The 21,576-nt window shown below is 49.8% G+C and carries 18 protein-coding genes, 1 rRNA gene and 1 other RNA gene; 17 read left to right on the forward strand and 3 right to left on the reverse strand.

All coding sequences use genetic code 11. From position 1 onward, the window contains the following. Positions 1-111, forward strand: a 5S ribosomal RNA gene (gene rrf, locus JHL22_RS12155); the annotation flags it as partial. Between the two features lie 104 nt (positions 112-215). Here rrf and JHL22_RS16115 read toward each other — a convergent pair. Beyond that, positions 216-344, reverse strand: a complete 129-nt coding sequence (locus tag JHL22_RS16115) for a hypothetical protein (protein ID WP_268918926.1) — start codon at positions 342-344, stop codon at positions 216-218. Between the two features lie 132 nt (positions 345-476). Then, positions 477-755, reverse strand: a complete 279-nt coding sequence (locus JHL22_RS12160) for an SWIB/MDM2 domain-containing protein (protein ID WP_200237865.1) — start codon at positions 753-755, stop codon at positions 477-479. Positions 756-1,059: 304 nt separating this feature from the next. Here JHL22_RS12160 and pyrC point away from each other — a divergent pair, with 304 nt between their 5' ends. Together pyrC and JHL22_RS12170 are read left to right on the forward strand one after the other, a co-directional pair. Then, positions 1,060-2,118: a dihydroorotase gene (pyrC, locus tag JHL22_RS12165; RefSeq protein WP_200237867.1), complete on the forward strand. Its 1,059-nt coding sequence runs from the start codon at positions 1,060-1,062 to the stop codon at positions 2,116-2,118. A gap of 148 nt (positions 2,119-2,266) precedes the next feature. Beyond that, on the forward strand, positions 2,267-2,947 hold the full coding sequence (locus JHL22_RS12170; protein ID WP_200237869.1) for an O-methyltransferase: 681 nt from the start codon (positions 2,267-2,269) through the stop codon (positions 2,945-2,947). Between the two features lie 23 nt (positions 2,948-2,970). Here JHL22_RS12170 and JHL22_RS12175 read toward each other — a convergent pair whose 3' ends face one another. Then, positions 2,971-4,800 carry an ATP-binding cassette domain-containing protein gene (locus JHL22_RS12175; protein ID WP_200237871.1) on the reverse strand — a complete coding sequence of 610 codons (1,830 nt, stop codon included), beginning with the start codon at positions 4,798-4,800 and terminating at the stop codon, positions 2,971-2,973. A gap of 105 nt (positions 4,801-4,905) precedes the next feature. Here JHL22_RS12175 and rnpB point away from each other — a divergent pair. The 14 genes from rnpB (at position 4,906) to ftsA (ending at position 21,382) form a co-directional block, all read left to right on the forward strand. Then, an RNA gene (gene rnpB, locus JHL22_RS12180) (RNase P RNA component class A) lies at positions 4,906-5,289 on the forward strand. Positions 5,290-5,575: 286 nt separating this feature from the next. Continuing rightward, positions 5,576-6,028: a division/cell wall cluster transcriptional repressor MraZ gene (mraZ, locus tag JHL22_RS12185; RefSeq protein WP_200237873.1), complete on the forward strand. Its 453-nt coding sequence runs from the start codon at positions 5,576-5,578 to the stop codon at positions 6,026-6,028. Beyond that, on the forward strand, positions 6,028-7,098 hold the full coding sequence (gene rsmH, locus JHL22_RS12190) for a 16S rRNA (cytosine(1402)-N(4))-methyltransferase RsmH (RefSeq protein WP_200237875.1): 1,071 nt from the start codon (positions 6,028-6,030) through the stop codon (positions 7,096-7,098). Before mraZ ends, rsmH begins: the two co-directional genes overlap by 1 nt. After that, positions 7,086-7,400 (forward strand): cell division protein FtsL, encoded by a 315-nt coding sequence (gene ftsL / locus JHL22_RS12195; RefSeq protein ID WP_200237877.1) that lies wholly within the window; start codon positions 7,086-7,088, stop codon positions 7,398-7,400. The genes rsmH and ftsL overlap by 13 nt, the downstream gene beginning before the upstream one ends. 12 nt (positions 7,401-7,412) lie before the next feature. Continuing rightward, a complete protein-coding gene (locus JHL22_RS12200; RefSeq protein WP_200237879.1) occupies positions 7,413-9,218 on the forward strand; it encodes a peptidoglycan D,D-transpeptidase FtsI family protein in 1,806 nt (601 codons plus the stop codon). Further along, entirely contained in the window at positions 9,215-12,004 is a 2,790-nt protein-coding gene (murF, locus tag JHL22_RS12205) for a bifunctional UDP-N-acetylmuramoyl-L-alanyl-D-glutamate--2,6-diaminopimelate ligase MurE/UDP-N-acetylmuramoyl-tripeptide--D-alanyl-D-alanine ligase MurF (RefSeq protein ID WP_200237883.1), read from the forward strand. Before JHL22_RS12200 ends, murF begins: the two co-directional genes overlap by 4 nt. Then, positions 11,994-13,163, forward strand: a complete 1,170-nt coding sequence (gene mraY / locus JHL22_RS12210) for a phospho-N-acetylmuramoyl-pentapeptide-transferase (protein ID WP_200237885.1) — start codon at positions 11,994-11,996, stop codon at positions 13,161-13,163. The genes murF and mraY overlap by 11 nt, the downstream gene beginning before the upstream one ends. After that, a complete protein-coding gene (gene murD / locus JHL22_RS12215) occupies positions 13,160-14,689 on the forward strand; it encodes a UDP-N-acetylmuramoyl-L-alanine--D-glutamate ligase (RefSeq protein WP_200237888.1) in 1,530 nt (509 codons plus the stop codon). The genes mraY and murD overlap by 4 nt, the downstream gene beginning before the upstream one ends. Further along, positions 14,686-15,906 (forward strand): putative lipid II flippase FtsW, encoded by a 1,221-nt coding sequence (gene ftsW / locus JHL22_RS12220; protein ID WP_200237891.1) that lies wholly within the window; start codon positions 14,686-14,688, stop codon positions 15,904-15,906. Before murD ends, ftsW begins: the two co-directional genes overlap by 4 nt. Next, the gene (gene murG, locus JHL22_RS12225; protein WP_200237894.1) at positions 15,903-16,976 is read left to right on the forward strand and encodes an undecaprenyldiphospho-muramoylpentapeptide beta-N-acetylglucosaminyltransferase; all 1,074 of its coding nucleotides are present in this window, start codon (positions 15,903-15,905) and stop codon (positions 16,974-16,976) included. The genes ftsW and murG overlap by 4 nt, the downstream gene beginning before the upstream one ends. Beyond that, positions 16,973-18,382, forward strand: coding sequence for a UDP-N-acetylmuramate--L-alanine ligase (gene murC / locus JHL22_RS12230; RefSeq protein WP_200237897.1), 1,410 nt, complete (start codon positions 16,973-16,975; stop codon positions 18,380-18,382). Before murG ends, murC begins: the two co-directional genes overlap by 4 nt. Beyond that, positions 18,379-19,332, forward strand: a complete 954-nt coding sequence (locus JHL22_RS12235) for a D-alanine--D-alanine ligase (protein WP_200237900.1) — start codon at positions 18,379-18,381, stop codon at positions 19,330-19,332. The genes murC and JHL22_RS12235 overlap by 4 nt, the downstream gene beginning before the upstream one ends. A 14-nt stretch (positions 19,333-19,346) precedes the next feature. Continuing rightward, positions 19,347-20,156: a cell division protein FtsQ/DivIB gene (locus tag JHL22_RS12240; RefSeq protein WP_200237902.1), complete on the forward strand. Its 810-nt coding sequence runs from the start codon at positions 19,347-19,349 to the stop codon at positions 20,154-20,156. Further along, entirely contained in the window at positions 20,153-21,382 is a 1,230-nt protein-coding gene (ftsA, locus tag JHL22_RS12245; RefSeq protein WP_200237905.1) for a cell division protein FtsA, read from the forward strand. Before JHL22_RS12240 ends, ftsA begins: the two co-directional genes overlap by 4 nt. The last annotated feature ends 194 nt before the right edge of the window (positions 21,383-21,576 follow it).

Genomic DNA, 21,576 nt, shown 5'->3' on the forward strand with positions numbered 1-21,576 from the left:
TGACGACCATAGCAAGGTGGACCCACTCCTTCCCTTCCCGAACAGGACAGTGAAACGCCTTCGCGCCGATGATAGTGGATGGACATCCGTGAAAGTAGGTCATCGTCAGGCTCTTTATTCAAAAAAACCCCTTCAGAGATATCTGAAGGGGTTTTTTATTGCCTGGCCGTTATTGCCCGGCTGTTTTTAGTTCCGTATTAATAGCAAGGCCGGTATCATGACCCGGCAGATTCCTGCCACTTTAAGAAACCCTCAACCACAACGTCCAGCGGCAAACGCACTGGCCGGATGGCTAGTGCCGGTAACGGATACGAGACATTAAAGAAGGTGTTGCCGGATGACATTGGATATCCACCCAGCCAGCCACACTGTTAATAAAACTCTTATAAAATCATGTCAAACTGGGTCTGGCAGGTACGGCAGGCACAAAAAAACGGGCTTGTGCCCGTTTCTTATACTTGTGCTGCCTGGCCTGCTTACTTCAGGTGCGTGCTAACCAGCTTGGTCATTTCAAACATGCTGACCTGTTCTTTGCCAAAAATGGGGCGCAGTTTATCGTCGGCATTGATATTGCGGCGATTTTGAGGATCTTGCAGATCATGTTTTTTAATGTATTCCCAGATTTTTTTGGTAACTTCTGTGCGAGGTAGTGGTTCGCTACCAACAACGGCGGCCAATTCGGTGCTTGGTGTAAGGGGTTTCATAAACGCTGCATTTGGCTTGCGTGCAGGTTTTTCCGATTTAGTTGTGGCCATGTTTGGACTCTCCTTAAAGGCAGGTAGTTATATAGTGTATGTAGTAGAGAATAACGTGTAATAGGAAGCTTGCCTAGTATTTTTTACAGTATATTTTGCTTAAAATGGTTTTTAGGCCTTTGTTTTTGAAAATTATACTTTATTAACCATTGTTGTGTGTTTATGGCCGATTTAATGGGGTTTTAGTAGCATCACTAATGGTTAAGTTAAATTTGAAGGGCTTACTGTAATCTTGGGTATAAAGTGCTTATTTTAGTTATAGTGCATAATTATTCAATAGAAATTCTGCTTTTAAAATTCAATCATGCAAATTACTGATCATTCAATTACCTTAATACGTCCCGACGACTGGCATCTGCATCTACGTGACGGGCCTGCCCTCGAGTCTGTTGTTGCCGATAGTGCTCGGCAATTTGCCCGTGCTATTGTCATGCCTAATCTGCGACCGCCAGTGACAACTGTGGCATTGGCGGCGGCTTATAAATCAAGAATTGAAGCAGCGTTGGATAAAACGGGCTACCAAGGCAATTTCCAGCCCTTGATGACTTTATATTTAACCGATAATACCTCGGCAGAGGAAATTCAAAAAGCGGCTGAGTCAGGCTTTATTCATGCGGTTAAATTATATCCAGCGGGTGCCACTACTAATTCGGATGCTGGTGTTACTGATTTGCTTGGAAAATGCCAGCCTGCCCTTGAAGCCTTGCAAAAGCATGGGATGCCCTTACTGGTTCATGGTGAAGTCACAGACCCGTCGGTAGACCTGTTTGATCGCGAAGCGGTTTTTATTGATCAGGTAATGATTCCCCTGCGTCGTGATTTTCCTGAGCTAAAGGTGGTGTTTGAACATATCACGACTCAGGAAGGCGCCCACTATGTGCGTGATGCGCATGGTCCGGTAGCGGCAACCATTACGGCTCACCACCTGCTTTATAATCGTAATGCTATTTTTACGGGTGGTATTCGCCCGCATTACTACTGCCTGCCCGTTTTAAAGCGTGAAAAACATCGTTTGGCCTTGCTTGAGGCAGCCACCAGCGACAGCACACGCTTTTTTCTTGGTACAGACAGCGCCCCGCATGCCAAAGGCCTTAAAGAGCATGCCTGTGGCTGTGCCGGTTGCTACACCGCCGTGCATGCCATGGAGCTTTATGCTACTGCCTTCGACTTGGCCGGCAAGCTGGATAAACTGGAGGCCTTTGCAAGTCTGAACGGGCCTGATTTTTATGGGCTACCCCGCAATCAGGAAAAAATTACCCTGGAACGCGCAGAATTTACCATTCCGCTAGAGTTACCCTATGCGGACAATGCTACCCTGGTGCCGCTGGCGGCGGGTGAGAGCTTGAACTGGAAAATGAAATAATTGGGTGACTGATGTCTGGCAATTCCGGGCTTGTTAAAGTGATTCGGGATTGCTAGCCTAATCGGTCTTAAGTGAATGGTTGTTTTGGATTGGTCAAATTCCCAATCTAAATGGAAAGACGAATTGATAGGCGTTCCCTTAGCTAAAAATGAAAATGAAAATTACCGAAGAATGCTACAAAAATGTAGATGACTACTTTAATCAGCTTTTTTTGAAAGAAGATGTCATTCCTGAAAAAGTGCTGGAGCATTGCAAAAGTCACCATCTTCCAGCCATTAACGTGGCGCCCAACCAGGGTAAGTTGCTTCAGATGCTAGTCAGGATGAATCGGGCGCAACGTATTCTGGAAATTGGTACGCTGGGGGCATACAGTACCGTTTGGATGGGGCTGGCTTTGCCCGACAACGGCCGCCTTGTTACCCTGGACTTTGATGAAAACTATATCAAGGTTGCCCGTGAAAGTCTGAATATCGCAGGCTTGCAGGACAAAGTGGACATTAGGCAAGGCGTGGCTGCCGATACACTGGCGCAAATGGTAAAAGACCAGGAAACGCCATTTGATTTTATTTTTATCGATGCAGACAAGGAAAACAATCCAGTCTATCTGGAGTATGCCCTGAAGCTGTCACGTCCGGGCACTGTTATTGTGGCTGATAATGTGGTGCGTCAGGCCAAAATCCTGGATGATAGTGGCAAGGCGGATAATATCCGGGGGCTGCGCCAATGCTTTGAGGATATGGCGGCCAACCCCCAGCTTACCGTGACAGCCTTTCAAACCCTGGGTTCAAAAGGCTGGGATGGCCTGGCAATTGCTATTGTTAAGCAATAAGGTCTTCAGGCCAGCCAATATGTCTAGCTGCCTTCTTTTTTGGCTTCCAGTTGTTCCCAGCGGTCAAAAAGAGTAAGCAGTTCATCTTCCAGTTCTTGCAGCCGAAGATTGATACCATTGGCGGTGTCTGAGCCGTCCTTGTACAGTTCCGGGTCGGACAGTTTGGCGGTCAGTTCAGCTTGTTCTGTCTCCAGTGTTGAAATTTCTTCAGGCAGGGTTTCAAGTTCTTTCAGTTCCCAGCTGCTAATTCGTGAACGGTTTTGGCGTGGCTTGGCCTGAGACGAATTGTTAGCGGCCGGCTCTTCGGCTTTTTTGTCTGTGCTCTCAGGCTTGCCAGCCAGCCTGTTAGCTACTTCGGCTGGCCGTTGCTCCAGCCAGTCATCATAGCCGCCTACGTAATCCCGCCATTGCCCGTCACCCTCATAGGCAATGGTCTGCGTAATCACATTATTCAGGAAGGTGCGGTCGTGGCTGACCAGTAAAACCGTACCATTGAAATCTTGCAGTAATTCCTCAAGCAATTCAAGGGTTTCGATATCAAGGTCGTTGGTGGGCTCATCCATGACCAGGATATTGGCAGGCCGGGCAAACAGCCTTGCCAGCAGCAATCGGGCCCTTTCACCGCCTGACAGGCTGGAAACCGGAGATTGTGCCCGTGCCGGTGAAAACAGGAAATCGCCCAGGTAGCTCATGACATGTTTGCGTTGCTGGCCAATTTCAATCCATTCACTGCCTGGATTGATCACCTCGGTGAGAATGGCATTTTCATCCAGTTGTTCACGCATCTGGTCAAAATAGGCAATCGACAAATTGGTACCTAGCTTGATCTTGCCTTCAGTAGGCACAAGTTTGCCCAGAATAATTTTAAGCAACGTGGTTTTACCGGCACCGTTAGGACCAATCAGGCCAATCCGGTCACCACGTATGATGGTGGTGGAGTAGTTTTTGATAACGGCTTTATCGCCAAATGAGTGGCTAATGTTTTCCAGCTCAGCCACCAGTTTGCCTGATTTTTCACCTACAGAAACGGCCAGATTGACATTGCCGACGCGCTCTCGCCGTTCGCCGCGTTCGCGGCGCAGGGATTCAAGGCGTCTTACCCTGCCTTCATTGCGGGTGCGACGGGCTTCCACTCCCTTGCGAATCCAGACTTCTTCCTGGGCCAAAAATTTGTCAAAACGTTCATTTTGCTGCTTTTCGGCTTCCAGCCATTCTGCCTTGCGTGCCTGCCATTGGCTGAAGTTGCCCGGAAAACTGTGTAGCTGGCCACGATCCAGTTCAATGATGCGTGTGGTGACGGCATCAAGAAAACGGCGATCGTGGGTAATAATAACGCAGGCTGAGCGACAGCTTTGGATCATTTGCTCAAGCCAGAGAATGCCCTCAAAGTCCAGGTGGTTGGTGGGTTCATCAAGCAGCAGAAGATCGGGGTCTTCTATAAAGGCGCGAGCCAGGGCAATGCGTTTGCGTGTGCCGCCAGACAGCCCCTTGACCTGGGCATCGGGATCCAGGCCCAGCTTTTCAATAATCGCACTGGCGCGGGCAGGACGCGCCCAGTCTTCGGAGTCCAGGATATCGCCACAGATATTTTCATAAACGGTTTGGGTGTCGTTAAGAATGGGTTCCTGCTCAACAGTAATAACACGTAGTGAGCTCATTCTGGAGACTTCGCCGTCATCGGCTTCGGTGCGGCCGTCAAGAATGCGTAGCAGGGATGATTTGCCAGCGCCATTGCGGCCGATCAGACCGATTCTTTCGGACTCCTGGATGGTAAGGTTGGCATTGTCTAGCAGGGCGTGGTGACCATATGCAAGATGTGCATTAATAAGTGTAATAAGAGTTTGTGCTGCCATAAAGTAGATCAAGAAATAAATTAGATAAACGTTTTTTTATTCTTTTGGGATAAAAGGACTTTAACACCTTTGCCGGGAATAAGTCGGTTAAAATGCTTTTCTGGCAAAGTGGGTTGGGCAATCGCGGGGGTTTATCCCTCGAGGAACGTCCGGACTCCGCAGGGCAGGATAGCGGCTAACAGCCGTCCGGTTGCGTAAGCAACCGAGGAACAGGGCCACAGAGACGAGACTGCAGCGTGGGCACGCAAGTGCACTGATACGGCAACTTCCGTATGGCATTGCCGCAAGGCAATAACGCAGCAGGGTGAAACGCGGTAACCTCTATCCGGAGCAACATCAAATAGGCATGCGTCTGGCTTTGCCAGGAAGGGCGGCTCGTTCAAGCATGCGGGTAGATGGCTAGAGCGCATCAGCAATGATGCGCCCAGAGGAATGATTGCCAACCAGTTTACTGGTTTACAGAATCCGGCTTATAGGCTCACTTTGTCAGTTCTTTTCTTACACACTAAAATTCCCCGTCCCTTTAGGGTGGCTAGGGGTATCGTGTGTGGGATTTTGCTGAAAACTGTTAAGAAATGATAAGAATTAATAAACAGTATTTACAGTATCTCCCATCTTACTTTCACTTTGTTTTTTAAGGGCTTGATTTCTAAAGGGCTTTCTATTTTATGTTTTTGTAAGAACGCGCTAAGTCTTTGTTGTCATTGAAAAAAGTCAATAAATAAAGCTTGACCAAATATCGGCCTTGTCTTAAAGTGGGGAAAAGTAGGGAAATGTGGAAAAAAGTGGGGGAAAAGTGGTTTTCCAAGGAAATAGTGCGCTCACCTTAGATGCCAAGGGACGGATGACCATTCCGGCCCGTTATCGTGATGCACTAATGGAATCCGCCCATGGCGCCTTGACTATCACCCGCAATTTTGATGGTGGTTTGCTTATTTATCCCCGCTTTGTGTGGGAAGAAAAGCGTGAAACTATTATGCAATTGCCTATGTCCGCCCGTCATGTCCAGCGTATGTTGCTGGGTAATGCCCAGGATGTGGATATAGACGGGTCAGGGCGAGTTCTTATTGCTCCCGAATTGCGCACTGCCACAGCAATGATTAAAGACGTTGTTTTAGTTGGCATGGGCAGGCATTTTGATCTTTGGGATGCCCAGATGTTTGCACAAATGCAGGCGGCTGATATGGCCAAGGGTTTACCAGAAAGTTTGGATGATTTTTCATTGTGATGTCAGAAAGTTTCGTACACAAGACCGTTTTGCTTGGGGCAACTGTCAATGCGCTGGTACACGATGAGTTTAATGTAAAGGCCAAATGGATTCACGATTTGTTGCCGACCGGTAATAAGCAAGGTGTTTTCGTTGATGGCACATTTGGCAGGGGGGGGCACAGTCGTTATTTGCTGTCCCAGCTTTCCCCTAATGCAAAATTGTTTGTTTTTGACAAAGATCCCTTGGCAATGGCGTCAGCACGTCAATTGCAGCAGGAAGATTCCCGGGTTGAAATTATTCATGGTGGCTTTTCTTCAATGGAAGAAGAGTTGCGTCAGCGTGGCATTAGCCAGGTGCAGGGCGTTTTATTGGATTTGGGGGTTTCTTCCCCACAGATAGATGATGCATCCAGAGGTTTTTCCTTCATGCGTGAAGGGCCGCTGGATATGCGAATGGATACCAGTCGTGGCATCACTGCGGCTGAATGGCTGGCACAGGCCAGTATTGAAGAAATGAAGGAGGTTATAAAAAACTATGGCGAAGAACGGTTTGCTTTCCCGATTGCAAAGGCGATTGATCATCGCCGCCAATCCAGCCCTTTGTGCACCACGCTCGAACTTGCCGAGCTCGTCTCAACCGTCGTCCGGACGAGGGAAAAAGGTCAACATCCGGCCACACGCACCTTTCAGGCTATACGGATTCACATCAATCAAGAGCTCGAAGAGCTGGCGAACACCCTCGCGTCAATTTTAAGATTGCTTGCGCCAGGTGGCAGGATGTCAGTAATCAGCTTTCATTCACTTGAAGACCGAATGGTAAAACAGTGTATTGCGGCAGCGGCAAATCCGGGTGCCGAATTTGCACGTTTGCCCTTGCGTGAAAGCGAGATGCCTCAGCCTGTCCTGAAAAATATAGGCAGGGTACTGGCGACCGATGCTGAAGTGGCTGGCAATCCCCGTTCCCGCTCGGCGGTATTGCGGGTGGCGCAAAGAACGACAACTGAATTGACGGATGCCGATGCCTTTGTCAGCAGGCCGCTTAGGTTGGGTGGACAGTCTGGCAAGCGGAGAGCATTATGGCGCGGCTAGGTTTATTCCTATTGGTGGGGTGGTTTGTTTATAGTGCTATTTCGCTGGTGTCGGTGCGGTATCAACAGCGCTTGTTGTATGTTGAGCTTGGTCGTGCCCAGGCAGTAGAAAATGATCTGGGTATTGACTGGCGTTATTTGCAACTTGAGCGAGCAAAGTTAACCGCCAATGCGCGTATTCAACAAGTAACCACTCAAAAACTGAATATGCAAATTCCGCATATCGGTCAAATTATTTACATCAAAGATTCTGAGCTGGCGAATAATCCGGCCTTGCCTGCAGCACAACAGAGTCATCAATAAAAGGGAGGCCCAATGCTCAAATTCGGCAAAAACAAAATCCCTGAGTTGTTCAAGCGATCCAGAGAAAATACGTATTCCCATCATTACAGCAGCCCGGTTTTGCATGTGCAAATCCCCAGGTGGCGTGCGCGCATCCTTTTTTTTCTTATTGCCCTGGGTTTTCTGGCGGTGATTGGCAGAGCCCTGTACATTCAAATCATGAGTACAGAGTTCTTGCAGGCAGAAGGTGACAAGCGTTTTGAGCGTACCTTACAGTTGCCGGCCAGCCGGGGGTTGATTACCGACCGTAATGGCGATTTTCTGGCAACCAGTACACCAGCGGTAGCGATCTGGAGTGTACCCGAGGAAACCAGCAAGGCAAGTGCCCGGCAGCTTGGTGATTTGGCTAAACTGCTGGATATGCCCCTGAAAGATCTGCAAGAAAGACTGAAAAACCTGGATAAAACATTTGTTTATCTGAAGCGGCAAATTTCGACAGACATTGGCAAAGAGATAAAAGTGCTGGATATTCCAGGTATTCATTCTTTACCCGAATCCAAGCGCTCTTATCCGCAGGGTTCCTTGACGGCGCATGTGGTTGGGTTTACCAATATCGAAGATAAGGGGATAGAAGGTATTGAACTGCAATTGAACGATGAATTGCAGGGCAAGCCGGGTTTGCGTCGGGTGTTGCGTGACCGTATCGGACGTATTATTGAAGATGTTCAGGAAGTCGAGCTGGCAACAGACGGTGCCGAAGTTAAATTGACCATAGACGGACATATTCAGCTCCTTACTACCCAGGCACTTGAAAAGGCCATGGAAAAGCATGGTGCCGAGTCGGTCGGGGCGGTGGTCATCGATACGCAAAATGGTGAAATCCTGGCGATGGTCAGTTTGCCATCTTATGACCCCAATGAGCAGTCACAACGTAAAGGTGCCGCGCTCCGGAATCGCGTCATTACCGATACCTTTGAACCAGGCTCCATTATTAAACCGCTGGTTGCCGCGTTGGCACTGGATGCGGGTGTCATTACCAAAAACACCCTGTTCAATACGGGTACGGGTTCATACCGCTATCAGGGCGCCACTATTACCGATGTCAGTTCCCGCAATGGTACGTTGAATGTGTCCGGAATTTTACGCCGCTCCAGTAATATTGGCATGACCATGATTGCCGAGCGTTTGCGTTCGGAACAAATGTGGACCGTATTCAATGCGCTGGGTTTCGGGCAGGTTCCCAATACCGGCTTTCCCGGTGCCGCTTCGGGTCGGGTCCGCTCATGGGAGCGCTGGAAGCTGATTGAAAAGGCAACCATGTCCTATGGATATGGATTATCGGTGTCGTTGTTACAAATCGCCAAGGCGTTTACAACGCTGGCCCGTGACGGCGACATGATCTCCCTGTCATTGATTAAAAATGACAAGCAACCCACCAGTATCCAGATATACAAACCGCAAACGGCCCGTAATGTAAGGGCCATGCTTGAAGAGTCGTCCGGTCCCGAGGGTAATAAAATTCAGGCGATGGTTAACGGTTACCGTATTGGCGGAAAAAGCGGAACCGCAAGACAAATTGTCAACGGACGTTATAGCCGCTCTGATTACAGGGGTTCATTTGTTGCCGTAGCGCCTATTTCAAAACCCAGAGTTGTTGTGGCAGTAACCGTGAACAGGCCGAGAAAAGGGGGGTATTACGGTACGCTCACTGCAGGACCGGTTGCGGCAGAAATCATTGAAGGCACTTTGAAGTATCTGACGGTTCAGCCTGATTTGCCGGTAGAGCCTGCGCTGGAAGCAAAGAGCCCGAATAATACAAGCAGGAGAAACCGGGGATGACCGTACAAGACATATTGCATTGGCTACAACAGCACGTCGCACCCACCGTGCATCTTCAGCTAAACTCCAGGGACATCACTAAAGGAGATGTTTTTGTTGCCTGCACAGGAACGTCACAAAACGGTGCCGCGTATATTAAGGATGCGATTGCAAACGGTGCAGCAGCCATTTTGCTGGAGCAATCCCACGACAGGCAAGTGCTATCCGGATACCCGGTGCCAGTATTGACCGTGCCGGGTTTGCGTCAATTGCTGGGTGAACTGGGTGATACCTGGTACGGGCACCCATCAGAGCAGGTTTTTGTTATTGCCGTTACCGGTACTAATGGTAAAACCTCTTGCGCCACCTGGCTGGCCAGGGCACTTACCGCCAATGGCGTGCCATGTGCCACTATTGGTACGCTGGGTATGGTCTTGCCCAATAACGATAATTTGGGTGGTTCTCTAACAACCCCTGATGTACTTACCTTGCATCGTTTACTGGCAGAATTGCGAAACCGGGAAATCAATGCCGTTTCTATCGAGGCTTCTTCTATTGGACTTGACCAGGGGCGTATGGACGGATTGCGAATCCAGATTGCCGCCTTTTCCAATCTTACCCTTGATCACCTGGATTACCATAAAGACATGGGGCAATACGAGCAGGCCAAAATGCGCCTGTTTCACTGGCCTGGCTTGCAACATGCAGTCATTAACCTTGATGATCCGGCTGGCGAACGCATATTTCATGATTCCCATGCTGAAAATACCATTGGCTATTCGTTAAAGAATCATGCCAAGGCAAAAATTCTTGCTAAAGAACACCGCTTTTATGATTACGGGCTGGCTTTTGATTTATTCAGTTCGCAAGGTGAAGCGCAGGTATTAACAAGGCTGCTGGGCGAGCACAATATTTCCAATTTGTTGCTGGTAGCCGGTGTTTTGCAGGCCATGGGCTGGGAATTGGCCGATATCGTCAAAACCATCAGCCTGTTTGAACCAGTTCCCGGGCGTCTGCAGATTGTGAAAGGTCTTGATGCAGAAGGCGAGACTGGCATGCAGCCGTTGGTGGTGGTGGATTACTCTCATACACCAGACTCGCTGGAGCGAGCACTGGATGCCTTGCGGCCAACCGCATTGGCCAGGAAAGGGCGGTTGATTTGTGTTTTTGGCTGTGGCGGTGACCGTGATAAAGTCAAACGTCCTGTCATGGGGAAGATTGTCTCGCAAAAAGCCGATCTGGTTTATGTAACCAGTGACAATCCCCGAACCGAAGACCCCGAACAGATCCTGGCCGAGATACTTGTTGGCATGCCTAGCGCCCCCAATGTTTTGCCTGACCGGGCCAGTGCCATTTTGCAGGCGGTTTTGCATGCCATGCCAACTGATGTGATTTTGGTGGCTGGCAAAGGACATGAAACCTATCAGGAAATTAATCATGTCAGAACCAATTTTGATGATCGTGAGTGGTCAGTGCTGGCACTGGCTTTGCGCCATGCCACCGGCGTCTCAAGCGATTCACGCAGTGTGGGCAAGGGGCAGATATTCATCGCCCTGCAAGGTGAAAATTTTGATGCCCATGATTTTCTGGATAAAGTTCAACAAACAGGCGCCTTGCTGGCGGTGGTCAGTCGTAAAAATCCGCTCATAGATCTGCCCCAGGTGCTGGTTGCCGATACAGGCAGGGCACTAGAGTTGATGGGTAAAGCCTGGCGCTCCCTGTTTGATATTCCGGTTATTGGGGTTGCAGGCAGCAATGGCAAAACAACCACCAAGGAAATGATTGCCTCCATTCTGGCGGCACATGTCGGCCCGGATCATTGTATTGCCACAAAAGGCAACCTGAATAATCAAATTGGTGTCCCGTTAAGTTTGCTTGGCCTGAATGAAAATCATCAGGTCGCGGTGTTTGAACTGGGTATGAATCACCCGGGCGAGATCCGTCTCCTGACTGACCTGGCCAGGCCCACGGTTGGATTGGTGAACAACGCGCAAAGGGAACACCAGGAGTTCATGCAAACGGTAGAAGCGGTGGCGCTTGAAAACGCAGATGTGATTGCTGGACTGGATCTTAGTGGGGTTGCCGTTTTCCCTGCCGACGAGCCTTATACCGCCTTATGGGAGGACATTGCCGGTAACCGTCACCGGATTTTATTCGGTTTTGGTGAACAGGCCGATGTCACCGCCCAAGAACTGGAGGCTGATAGTAATGGCAGCCGTTTCCTGCTGGTAACCCCCAAGGCTTCTGGTCGGGTTTCATTGAATATTCCCGGTCATCATAATGTGCGCAATGCATTGGCAGCCACTGCCTGTGCCCTGGCAATCGGGATACCTTTGGATACCATTATCATTGGGTTACAAAAATTTAGCCCCGTAAAGGGACGAATGCAGGGATTTGTGCTTTCTGACGGCACAAAACTGCTTGATGACTCGTATAATGCAAACCCTGATTCCGTTCGTGCAGCCATCGATGTCCTGTCACAATTGCCTGGGATCAAAATTCTGGTTTTGGGTGATATGGCCGAAGTAGGTGAAGATGGTCCGCAAATGCATGCCGAGGTAGGTTTTTATGCCAAAGAAAAAGGTATTGATTACTTGCTGGCTTATGGTGATGCATCCATGCAAACCGTACAGGCTTTTGGTTCACAGGCAACGCATTTTGAAGACATTCATCAGATGGCACCGCACATCAGAAATCTTAAACCGTTAAATATTTTAGTGAAAGGATCACGATCAATGCGTATGGAGCGAGTCATTGCAGACTTGCAAAAAGCTTCATCCATTGAAGGGGAAAAAGATGCTGTATGAGTTATTCAGGTGGCTGTCTGAAAGTATCAGCGGCTTTGGCGTATTTGAGTATATTACGCTGCGCGCCATGTTGGCATGCGCCACTGCCTTGTTTATTGGCTTGTGGGCCGGCCCGCGTGTCATCCGTAAGTTAACCGAGCTTAAAATTGGCCAGGCAGTTCGGGCCTATGGGCCCGAGTCGCACTTGGTCAAAAATGGTACGCCCACCATGGGGGGCGTGCTGATTCTTATTGCCATTGCTATCAGTACTTTATTATGGGCAGATTTAAGCAACCGGTTTGTCTGGGTGGTTATGCTGGTTACCTTCGGGTTTGGGGCAATTGGCTGGGTTGATGATTATCGCAAGGTGGTTCATCGTAATCCTGAAGGCATGTCCTCGCGAGAGAAATTTTTCTGGCAGTCATTAATTGGCTTGATTGCATCGGTATATCTTACTTTTGCCGTTTCAGCACCGGCCAATGCCGATTTATGGCCCTTGTTTAAAGAATGGGTCTTAAGCGGTTTCACCATGCCATTGCCATCGCGTGCCGACCTGATTGTGCCTTTCTTCAAAAGTGTCAGCTACCCACTGGGCGTCTTTGGTTTTGCTGCGTTAACCTGGATGGTTATTGTGGGTACCAGCAATGCCGTCAACCTGACCGATGGCCTTGATGGCCTGGCCATTATGCCAACCGTCATGGTGGGCGGTGCCTTGGGTATTTTTGCCTATATTGTAGGGCGGGTTGATTACTCCAAATACCTCCTGTTTCCTTATATTCCGGGGGCCTCTGAAATGTTAATCCTGTGCGCGGCCCTGGCGGGTGCCGGATTGGCATTCCTGTGGTTCAACGCATATCCCGCCCAAGTGTTTATGGGTGATGTCGGTGCGCTGGCCCTGGGTGGCATGCTGGGCACGGTTGCCGTTATTGTCCGGCAGGAAATTGTCCTGTTTATCATGGGGGGCGTGTTTGTGGTAGAAACCCTGTCGGTCATGATTCAGGTGATCTGGTTCAAATACACCAAGAAAAAATATGGTAGCGGGCGTCGCATACTTCGGATGGCCCCTTTGCATCATCACTTTGAAGTGGGTGGCTGGAAAGAAACCCAGGTGGTAGTGCGTTTTTGGATTATCACGATGATGCTTGTGCTACTTGGTTTGGCAACCTTGAAATTACGATGAATACACAGTCAGAAAACAACGTTTTGTCTTTTCCCTCTTTGGTCCTGGTTCTGGGGCTGGGGGAAACCGGGCTTGCAGCCGCTTTATGGTGCTTGCGTAATCAGGCACGTTTGCGCATTGCCGATACCCGGCCCAACCCGCCAGGCCTTGATACGCTGGATGCGACCGGGCAGCCTTTTGAAAAATTTCTGGGTGAGCCATGTTTTGACAGCCAGGTATTGGACGGTGTTGAAGCAATAGTCTTAAGCCCGGGCCTGGTACCTTCCGAGCCGCATCTGGCTGCTTTTCTAGATCTCGCGCGGCAACGGAATATTGACATAGTGGGTGAGATTGAACTGTTTTCCCGCGCATTGTCGCAGTTAAGACAAACCCGGGGCTATGAACCCAAGGTGCTGGGTGTTACCGGTACAAATGGCAAAACTACGGTTACGACCATGGTCCGGGACATGTTGCAGGAAGCCGGGCTGGTTGCCGTGGCAGCGGGTAATATCAGCCCTTCTGCCTTAACCGCGCTTATGATGGCACTTGACGCTAATGCCTTACCCGATGTCTGGGTGCTTGAGCTATCCAGCTTCCAGTTACTGACCGTTAAATCCTTGCAGCCTGATGCGGCTGTCGTGCTGAATATTACGCAAGACCACCTGGACTGGCATGGCAGTATGCAGGAATACACGGATTGCAAGGCAAAGTTGCTCACAATGAGCCAGGTCGCCATTATCAATCGCGATGATGAAATGGTCAGTGGCATGGTTGAATTTGCCAATGACCTGAATGTGCGTTCTTTTGGTGAAACAGAGCCGCTCCTTGATCAGGATATGGGTCTGGAAGACAGCAACGGCATGCTGTGGCTGGCCGCTGGCAGTGTTGATGAGTTCGATTTGCCCGAAACCGGAGGCAGAAGAAAAAAGAATCTGGAGCGTCCGGTTAGAAAAAATGGCGTGCTTAAACGGTTGATGCCGGCCGATGCGATGCAGGTGAGAGGCCGGCATAATGCCCTGAACGCCTTGGCAGCGATGGCCCTATGCCGGGTTCTTGATCTTGGCTGGACGCCATTACTTAATGCCTTAAGAAATTATGAGGCAGAACCGCACCGTACCAATTTTGTCAGAAGTATCAAGGGTGTGGATTTTATCAATGACAGCAAGGGCACCAATGTGGGCTCTACGGTTGCCGCGCTTAAAGGTATGGGACGCAAGGTGGTGTTAATTGCCGGTGGCTTGGGCAAGGGGCAGGACTTTTCGCCGTTGGTTGCACCGGTTTCGCGTTTTGCCCGTGCCGTTATTCTGATCGGACAGGATGCCTGTGTGATTGAACAGGCTCTGGCGCCTGCCGGGGTTCCGTGTGTTCATGCCGCATCGCTTGAAGAAGCGGTAAGCGTTGCGCTGGATCATGCGCAGGAAACTGATGTGGTGCTGTTGTCACCCGCCTGCGCCAGTATGGATATGTTCAACAATTACAACCACCGTGGCCATGCATTTATTGATGCCGTTAACGAGTTAGCCCTTGAAAACGGAGAAATTGCATGAGTTTGATGAGAGAGTTTCGTTCCAGTGTCAGTGCCGTCAAGCCGGGTCGTACGACTATGCGCAATTATGACTTGCTGCTGGGCGTTGCTGTCTCTGCTTTGTTGCTGTTTGGTTTGATCATGGTGTTTTCCGCTTCTATTGCGCTGGCCGATGGACCCAAATATGCCAATTTGGGTCGTTATCATTTTGTTACCCGTCATGCTATTTATATAATGGTTGGGATTATTCTGTTTTCCCTGACGGTTACCGTGCCCATGAGTTTCTGGGAAAAAAACGCCTTCGCGGTTTTTCTGTTTGCATTACTGCTGCTGGTACTGGTACTGGTGCCGTTTATTGGCAAGGAAGTCAATGGTGCATCACGCTGGCTTCCCATCGGTCCGGTTAATTTTCAGCCTTCTGAATTCATGAAATTTGCCATGCTGCTGTTTGCTGCTGATTACACGGTGCGTAAACAAAAATATATGCAGGACATTGGTCGTGGTTTTATACCGATGGTCGTGGCACTTGCTGCGATTACGGTGCTGTTGATGCTTGAACCCGATCTGGGGGCATTAATGGTAACAATGGCGATTGCCGTTGGCATACTGTTTCTTGGCGGCATTAATCTTGGCCTTTTCGTTTTTGCCATGGGCGTATTGGCTGCCTTGTTTGTAGCGATGATTATTTTTGCACCCTGGCGACTGGGGCGGATAATGGCCTATCTGGACCCCTTTCATGAATCGAATGTGCAGTCCACTGCCTATCAGCTGGTGCACTCCCTGATTGCCATTGGCCGAGGCGAGTGGTTTGGGGTTGGTTTGGGTTCAAGCATTGAAAAACTGCATTATTTACCTGAAGCGCATACCGACTTCATTATGGCAGTGGTAGGAGAGGAATTGGGTTTTGTCGGTATCCTGTTGGTGGTGCTGCTGTTTTTTGTCATTGTCAAAAAAAGCTTTGAGATTGGCCGCTCTGCCATCGCGATGGATCGCGAGTTCAATGGCCTGGTGGCTCAGGGAGTTGGCATCTGGTTTGGTGTGCAGGCATTTATTAATCTGGGGGTTTGCCTGGGCTTGTTGCCCACCAAAGGCCTGACTTTGCCTCTGGTTAGCTATGGCGGTTCTTCTATTGTCATGAATCTGATTGCGGTTGCCGTGTTAATGCGGGTTGATTACGAGGTCCGTCAAATGATGCGTGGCCAGCCTGTGAATAAAGAAAGTAAAAGGTCGTATCCATGAAGCAGCCAACATTATTGGTCATGGCAGGCGGGACAGGCGGGCATATTATGCCAGGCCTTGCCGTGGCGCATGAAATGGAAGCACGTGGCTGGCAGGTTGTCTGGTTGGGAGATCCCTCCAAAATGGAAGGCAAGCTGGTGCCCGGGCATGGTTTTACCCTGGAACCCATGGCTTTTTCAGGGGTGCGTGGCAAGGGCCTGGCCGCTCTTGTCAAATTGCCGTTCACCTTGTTGCAGGCCAGCTTTCAGGCCTGGCTAAGCCTGCGCAAAATAAAACCTTCTGTTGTATTGGGAATGGGCGGCTATGTCGCTTTTCCTGGTGGTATGATGGCTGCTTTGCGCGGTATTCCCCTGGTGGTGCATGAGCAGAATGCGGTGGCCGGCACCGCCAATAAATGGCTGGCCAAGGTGGCTACCCGTGTGCTAACCGGGTTTCCCGGCGTATTGCCCAAAGGGAAAATGGTGGGTAATCCGGTACGTAAGGATTTGTTGGCAACGCCAAGTCCGGCCCAACGTTACGCAAGTCGTACGGGGCGGCTGAGCATTCTGGTGGTGGGTGGCAGTTTGGGCGCGCATGCCCTGAATACCGTTGTGCCCCAGGCATTGGCGGGCATTGCGCCCGAACAGCGCCCTCATATTGTGCATCAGTCGGGAACCCAGCACCTTGATACACTTGAAAGAACCTATGCCGATTTGGGTGTGCAGGCTGAGTGTGTGGCCTTTATTGCCGATATGGCAGCGGCCATGTCAGTGGCAGATCTGCTGATTTGCCGCGCAGGTGCCATGACAGTCGCCGAAGTGGCGGCGGTAGGGGTGGCTGCCCTGTTTATTCCCTTGCCACATGCCATTGATGATCATCAAACGGCTAATGCGGCTTGGCTTACCCGTGAAGAGGCGGCATGGACCAAAGCGCAAAAAGAATTATCAGCCCAATGGCTGGCTTCCTGGTTGCAGGAAAAAACACGTCATGAATTGCAGGCAGTTGCCGAAAAAGCAAGGCAATGTGCCCGGACTGACGCCACGCAGGTTATTGCCGATGTGTGCATCAGTGTAGTTAAGGATAAAAAATGAAACACAGGATAAGAAATATCCATTTTGTAGGTATTGGCGGTTCAGGAATGAGTGGCATTGCCGAAGTAATGCTCAATCTGGGCTACCGCATTAGCGGCTCTGATTTACAAGAGTCAGCTGTCACGCGTCGTCTGGCCAATTTGGGCGCAATGATTCATATTGGCCATCAGGCTGAAAACGTACAGGAAGCCGATGCAATTGTCACCTCTACAGCGGTGGCTAACAGCAATCCTGAAGTGCTTGCCGCCAGGGCCCGGCAAATTCCTGTGGTGCCCAGGGCCATCATGCTGACAGAATTAATGCGACTGAAACGCGGGATTGCGGTTGCAGGCACGCATGGCAAAACCACTACGACCAGCTTGGTGGCCAGTGTGCTGGCTGCTGCAGGCCTTGATCCGACTTTTGTGATTGGTGGCCGCCTGAACTCGGCCGGTGCCAATGCGCGTCTTGGACAGGGTGACTATATTGTTGTGGAAGCCGATGAATCGGATGCATCGTTTTTGAATCTGTTGCCGGTCATGGCTATCATTACCAATATCGATGCTGATCACATGGACACTTACAGTCATGATATTGCCCGGCTGCGTAGCGCTTTTGTTGAGTTCACCCAGCGCCTGCCATTTTATGGCAGTGCCATCCTGTGCAATGATGATGACAACGTCCGTAAAATTATTCCCTTTATCTCTCGACCGGTAACCACCTATGGCTTTGGTGATGATGCCCATTTTCAGGCGGTCAAGGTTCGGGCAGAAGGTATTCATATGTGTTTTGACGTCATTCGCCGTATCAAGGTTGATGAGTGGTTGCCAACCTTAAGCGTTACCCTGAATTTGCCGGGACGCCATAATGTGTTGAATGCCCTGGCCGCGATTGCCGTGGCAACCGAGCTTGATATTTCTGATGAAGTTATTGTTTCAGCCTTGAAAGGCTTTAACGGTGTCGGGCGCCGGTTTTCCTATACGGGAGATTTCAATATCCCCGAAGAAAAAGGCGGTGGCCGGTTTACCGTGATTGATGATTATGGACATCATCCGGTAGAAATGGCCGCCACCATAGAGGCCGCGCGTGGTGCCTGGCCTGAACGGCGTCTGGTGCTGGCTTTTCAGCCGCATCGTTATACCCGCACACGCGATTGTTTTGAAGATTTCGTTAAAGTTTTAAACAGTGCCGATGCGGTTGTCCTGACCGAGGTTTATGCAGCCGGAGAAACGCCGATTGTGGCCGCCGATGGCCGTGCCTTGACCCGGGGAATTCGGGTGGCTGGCAAGTTGGAACCTGTATTTATTGAAAATATAAATGAAATGCCACAGGCGATTATTGACTTTGTCAGGGATGGCGACGTGGTGGTGGTAATGGGAGCAGGATCAATTAGCAAGGTCCCCGGCCAAATAGGAGAAATGGCATGAAACATGAATTTGGCAAGGTTGGGGTTTTGTATGGCGGCCATTCAGCCGAGCGAGCCGTTTCCCTGCAATCGGGTGAAGGTGTTTTGTCTGCCTTGCAAAGTAAGGGGATTGATGCCCACTTGTTTGATACCAGTACACACAACCTGGCAGAGCTGGCGGCACAAAATTTTGATCGTGTTTTCATTGCCTTGCATGGTCGTTACGGAGAAGATGGCACGTTGCAGGGGGTGCTTGAGTTATTGGGCATTCCCTATACCGGCAGTGGTGTGATGGCTTCAAGCCTGGCAATGAATAAAATCATGACCAAGCGGATTTGGCTTGAGCAAGGTTTGCCCACGCCAAAATACAAAGTGGTCAGGAATCTGGCCGAGACCGATGCCGCCTGTGCGGAACTGGGCCTGCCCCTGATCATCAAGGCTCCTCACGAAGGTTCAACGCTGGGCTTGTATAAAGTCAGCCAGCAGGATGAGTTGCATGAGGCCTTCAATCAGGCAATTAACTTTGATCATGAACTATTGGCTGAGCAGTTTGTGGTTGGTCGGGAGCTTACCATTCCTGTCGTCGGTGCCGGTGAAGATGCCCGGGCCTTGCCGGTCATTGAAATTTTTGCCCCAGGTGGCAATTATGACTTTGAACACAAATATATTTCCAACGATACGCGTTATGAGTGTCCAGCCAACTTGTCTGTTGAATTGGCCAGCAGGATTCAGGAAATTTCCGTACAGGCCTATCGGGCGATTGGATGTGAAGGATGGGCACGGGTTGATATTATGCTTGATGGGCAAAACCAGCCCTGGTTGCTTGAAATCAACACCTCTCCAGGCATGACCAGTCACTCCCTGGTACCCATGGGGGCGAAAGCGGAAGGAATGAGTTATGCCGACTTGTGTGTATTCATCCTGTCGCAGGCTTCGTGCAAAATACACAGGCCTGTGCCTGAACACGGATAAGCGGGATGTAAACAGTGCTGAATAATGCCCGTGTAACCAACCTCATTGCAAATGTTATCGCAATAATGGCCGTGATTATTTTGATCGCGGGGGGCATCTATTGGCTTGCGCATCGCCCGATGTTCAATTTGTCGCGCATTACGATAGAACCGGTAAAGGGACGAGTACTTAATTATGTGTCGCCAGCCAGCATTCAGGCAACCATAGCGGGTAAACTCAAGGGTAATTTTTTTACGATTAACCTTGATGAAACCAAGCGAGTTTTTGAAACATCCCCCTGGGTCAGGCAGGCTCACTTGCGACGCGTATGGCCAGATGGTTTATTGCTTAAAATAGAAGAGCATGAGCCCTTTGCATTCTGGAATGAAAACCAGATGATCAATACGTGGGGGGAACTGTTTTCGGCAAACCAGGCCGAATTGAATTCCGAATCGGAATTGCCACAGTTTAATGGTCCCGATGGCTCTGAATTATTGGTCGTGCAACGGTATGCCGAGCTGGTTCGCTGGCTGGCGCCATTAAAATTTGGCGTTAATGAAATAACGCTTAGCGATCGCTATGCATGGCGTGTAGAATTGAGTAATGATATGGAGTTGGTAATGGGAAGGGATCCGGGGGCTGATGCAATCAATCCGCATGGGGGACAGGGAGCTGTATCTTTTTCCTCGACCATCGAGCGCTTTGTGCGCTCGTGGCCAATATTGCAAAACCGTATCGAAGGCAGGAAAATAAACAAGGTGGATCTTCGTTATACCAAGGGCTTTGCCATAACGTATGCTCCAGTGGATAATACTCTACCCGTTGATAGTAAAGAGAAAAAATGAGTCGTGACCTTAAGGACCTAATTGTTGCTTTGGATATTGGTACCAGCAAAGTTGTTGCGGTTGTCGCCGAGGCATTGCCAGAAGAAGGGCGATTTGAAGTGATTGGACTTGGTCAGCATGAGTCCAAGGGAATGCGTAAAGGGGTTGTTGTCAATATTGATTCAACCGTGAACTCAATCCAGCGCGCACTGGAAGAGGCTGAGTTAATGGCTGATTGCAAAATCAGGGAAGTTTACACAGGTATTGCCGGCAACCATATTACCAGCTTCAACTCCAGTGGCATGGTGGCCATTAAAGACAAGGAAGTTTCCGAGGCTGATGTTGCCCGGGTCATTGAAACCGCAAAGGCGGTTAATATCCCAACCGATCATCAGGTACTTCATGTATTGACCCAGCAATTTATTGTTGATAACCAGGAAGATATCAGGCAGCCGGTTGGCATGAGCGGCATCCGGCTGGAAGTACGCGTGCACATTATAACGGGGGCTGCCAGTGCCGCCCAGAATATTGTCAAGTGCGTGCGTCGTTGCGGACTGGAAGTGCAAGATCTTATTTTGCAACCGCTGGCATCCAGCATGGTTACCCTTACCAACGATGAAAAAGAGTTGGGGGTGGTTATGGTGGATATTGGTGGCGGTACCACCGATGTGGCTATTTTTTCCGGTGGTGCAATACGCCATACAACCGTTTTGCCAATTGCCGGAGACCAGGTAACCAGCGATATTGCAGCCATGCTCAGGACACCTACGCCCGACGCAGAAGACATCAAGTTGCGCTTTGGCATTGCCAAGCAGTCCCTTGCCAATCCTGAAGAACTGATCGAAGTGCCCGGCCTGGGCGATCGCGATGTACGCAAGGTCAAGCGACAAACCCTGGGGGCGGTTATTGAACCCCGTATCGAAGAACTGTTTATGATGGTGCAGCAGGTAGTCAGGGATTCAGGCTTTGAAGATCTGGTTGCTTCAGGTATTGTGCTGACGGGTGGCACATCGCTGATGCCCGGCATTGTTGAATTGGCCGAAGACGTGTTTCTCAAACCCGTTCGGGTGGCAGTGCCCGAGTATCGCGGAAGCCTGGCTGATGTGGTTCGCAACCCGCGCTTTTCAACCGTCATGGGTCTGTTAACCGAAGCGCGCGTGCAGCGCCTCAGGGGTAGTAAAACCATGCAACAAAAAGGAGGATTCAAATCCATCTTTTTACGCATGAAAGAATGGTTTATGAATTAAGATAGATGCATAATAAAAGGATTACGTGTTTTTTATGCTTAAAACGTATTTTTGCAGGGGTTAACCCTGAAAAAGGGTGATTAATATCATCCAGGAGTTATTTTAAAGACAAATACTAAACAAATATTTCGGCCTTGTCTTTGAAATAATTTCCGAAAATTGGGGAATTTTCGATAATTATTTGGATTATAGGA

The sequence above is a fragment of the Advenella mandrilli genome (assembly GCF_016595155.1).
GTDB lineage: Bacteria > Pseudomonadota > Gammaproteobacteria > Burkholderiales > Burkholderiaceae_B > Advenella > Advenella mandrilli.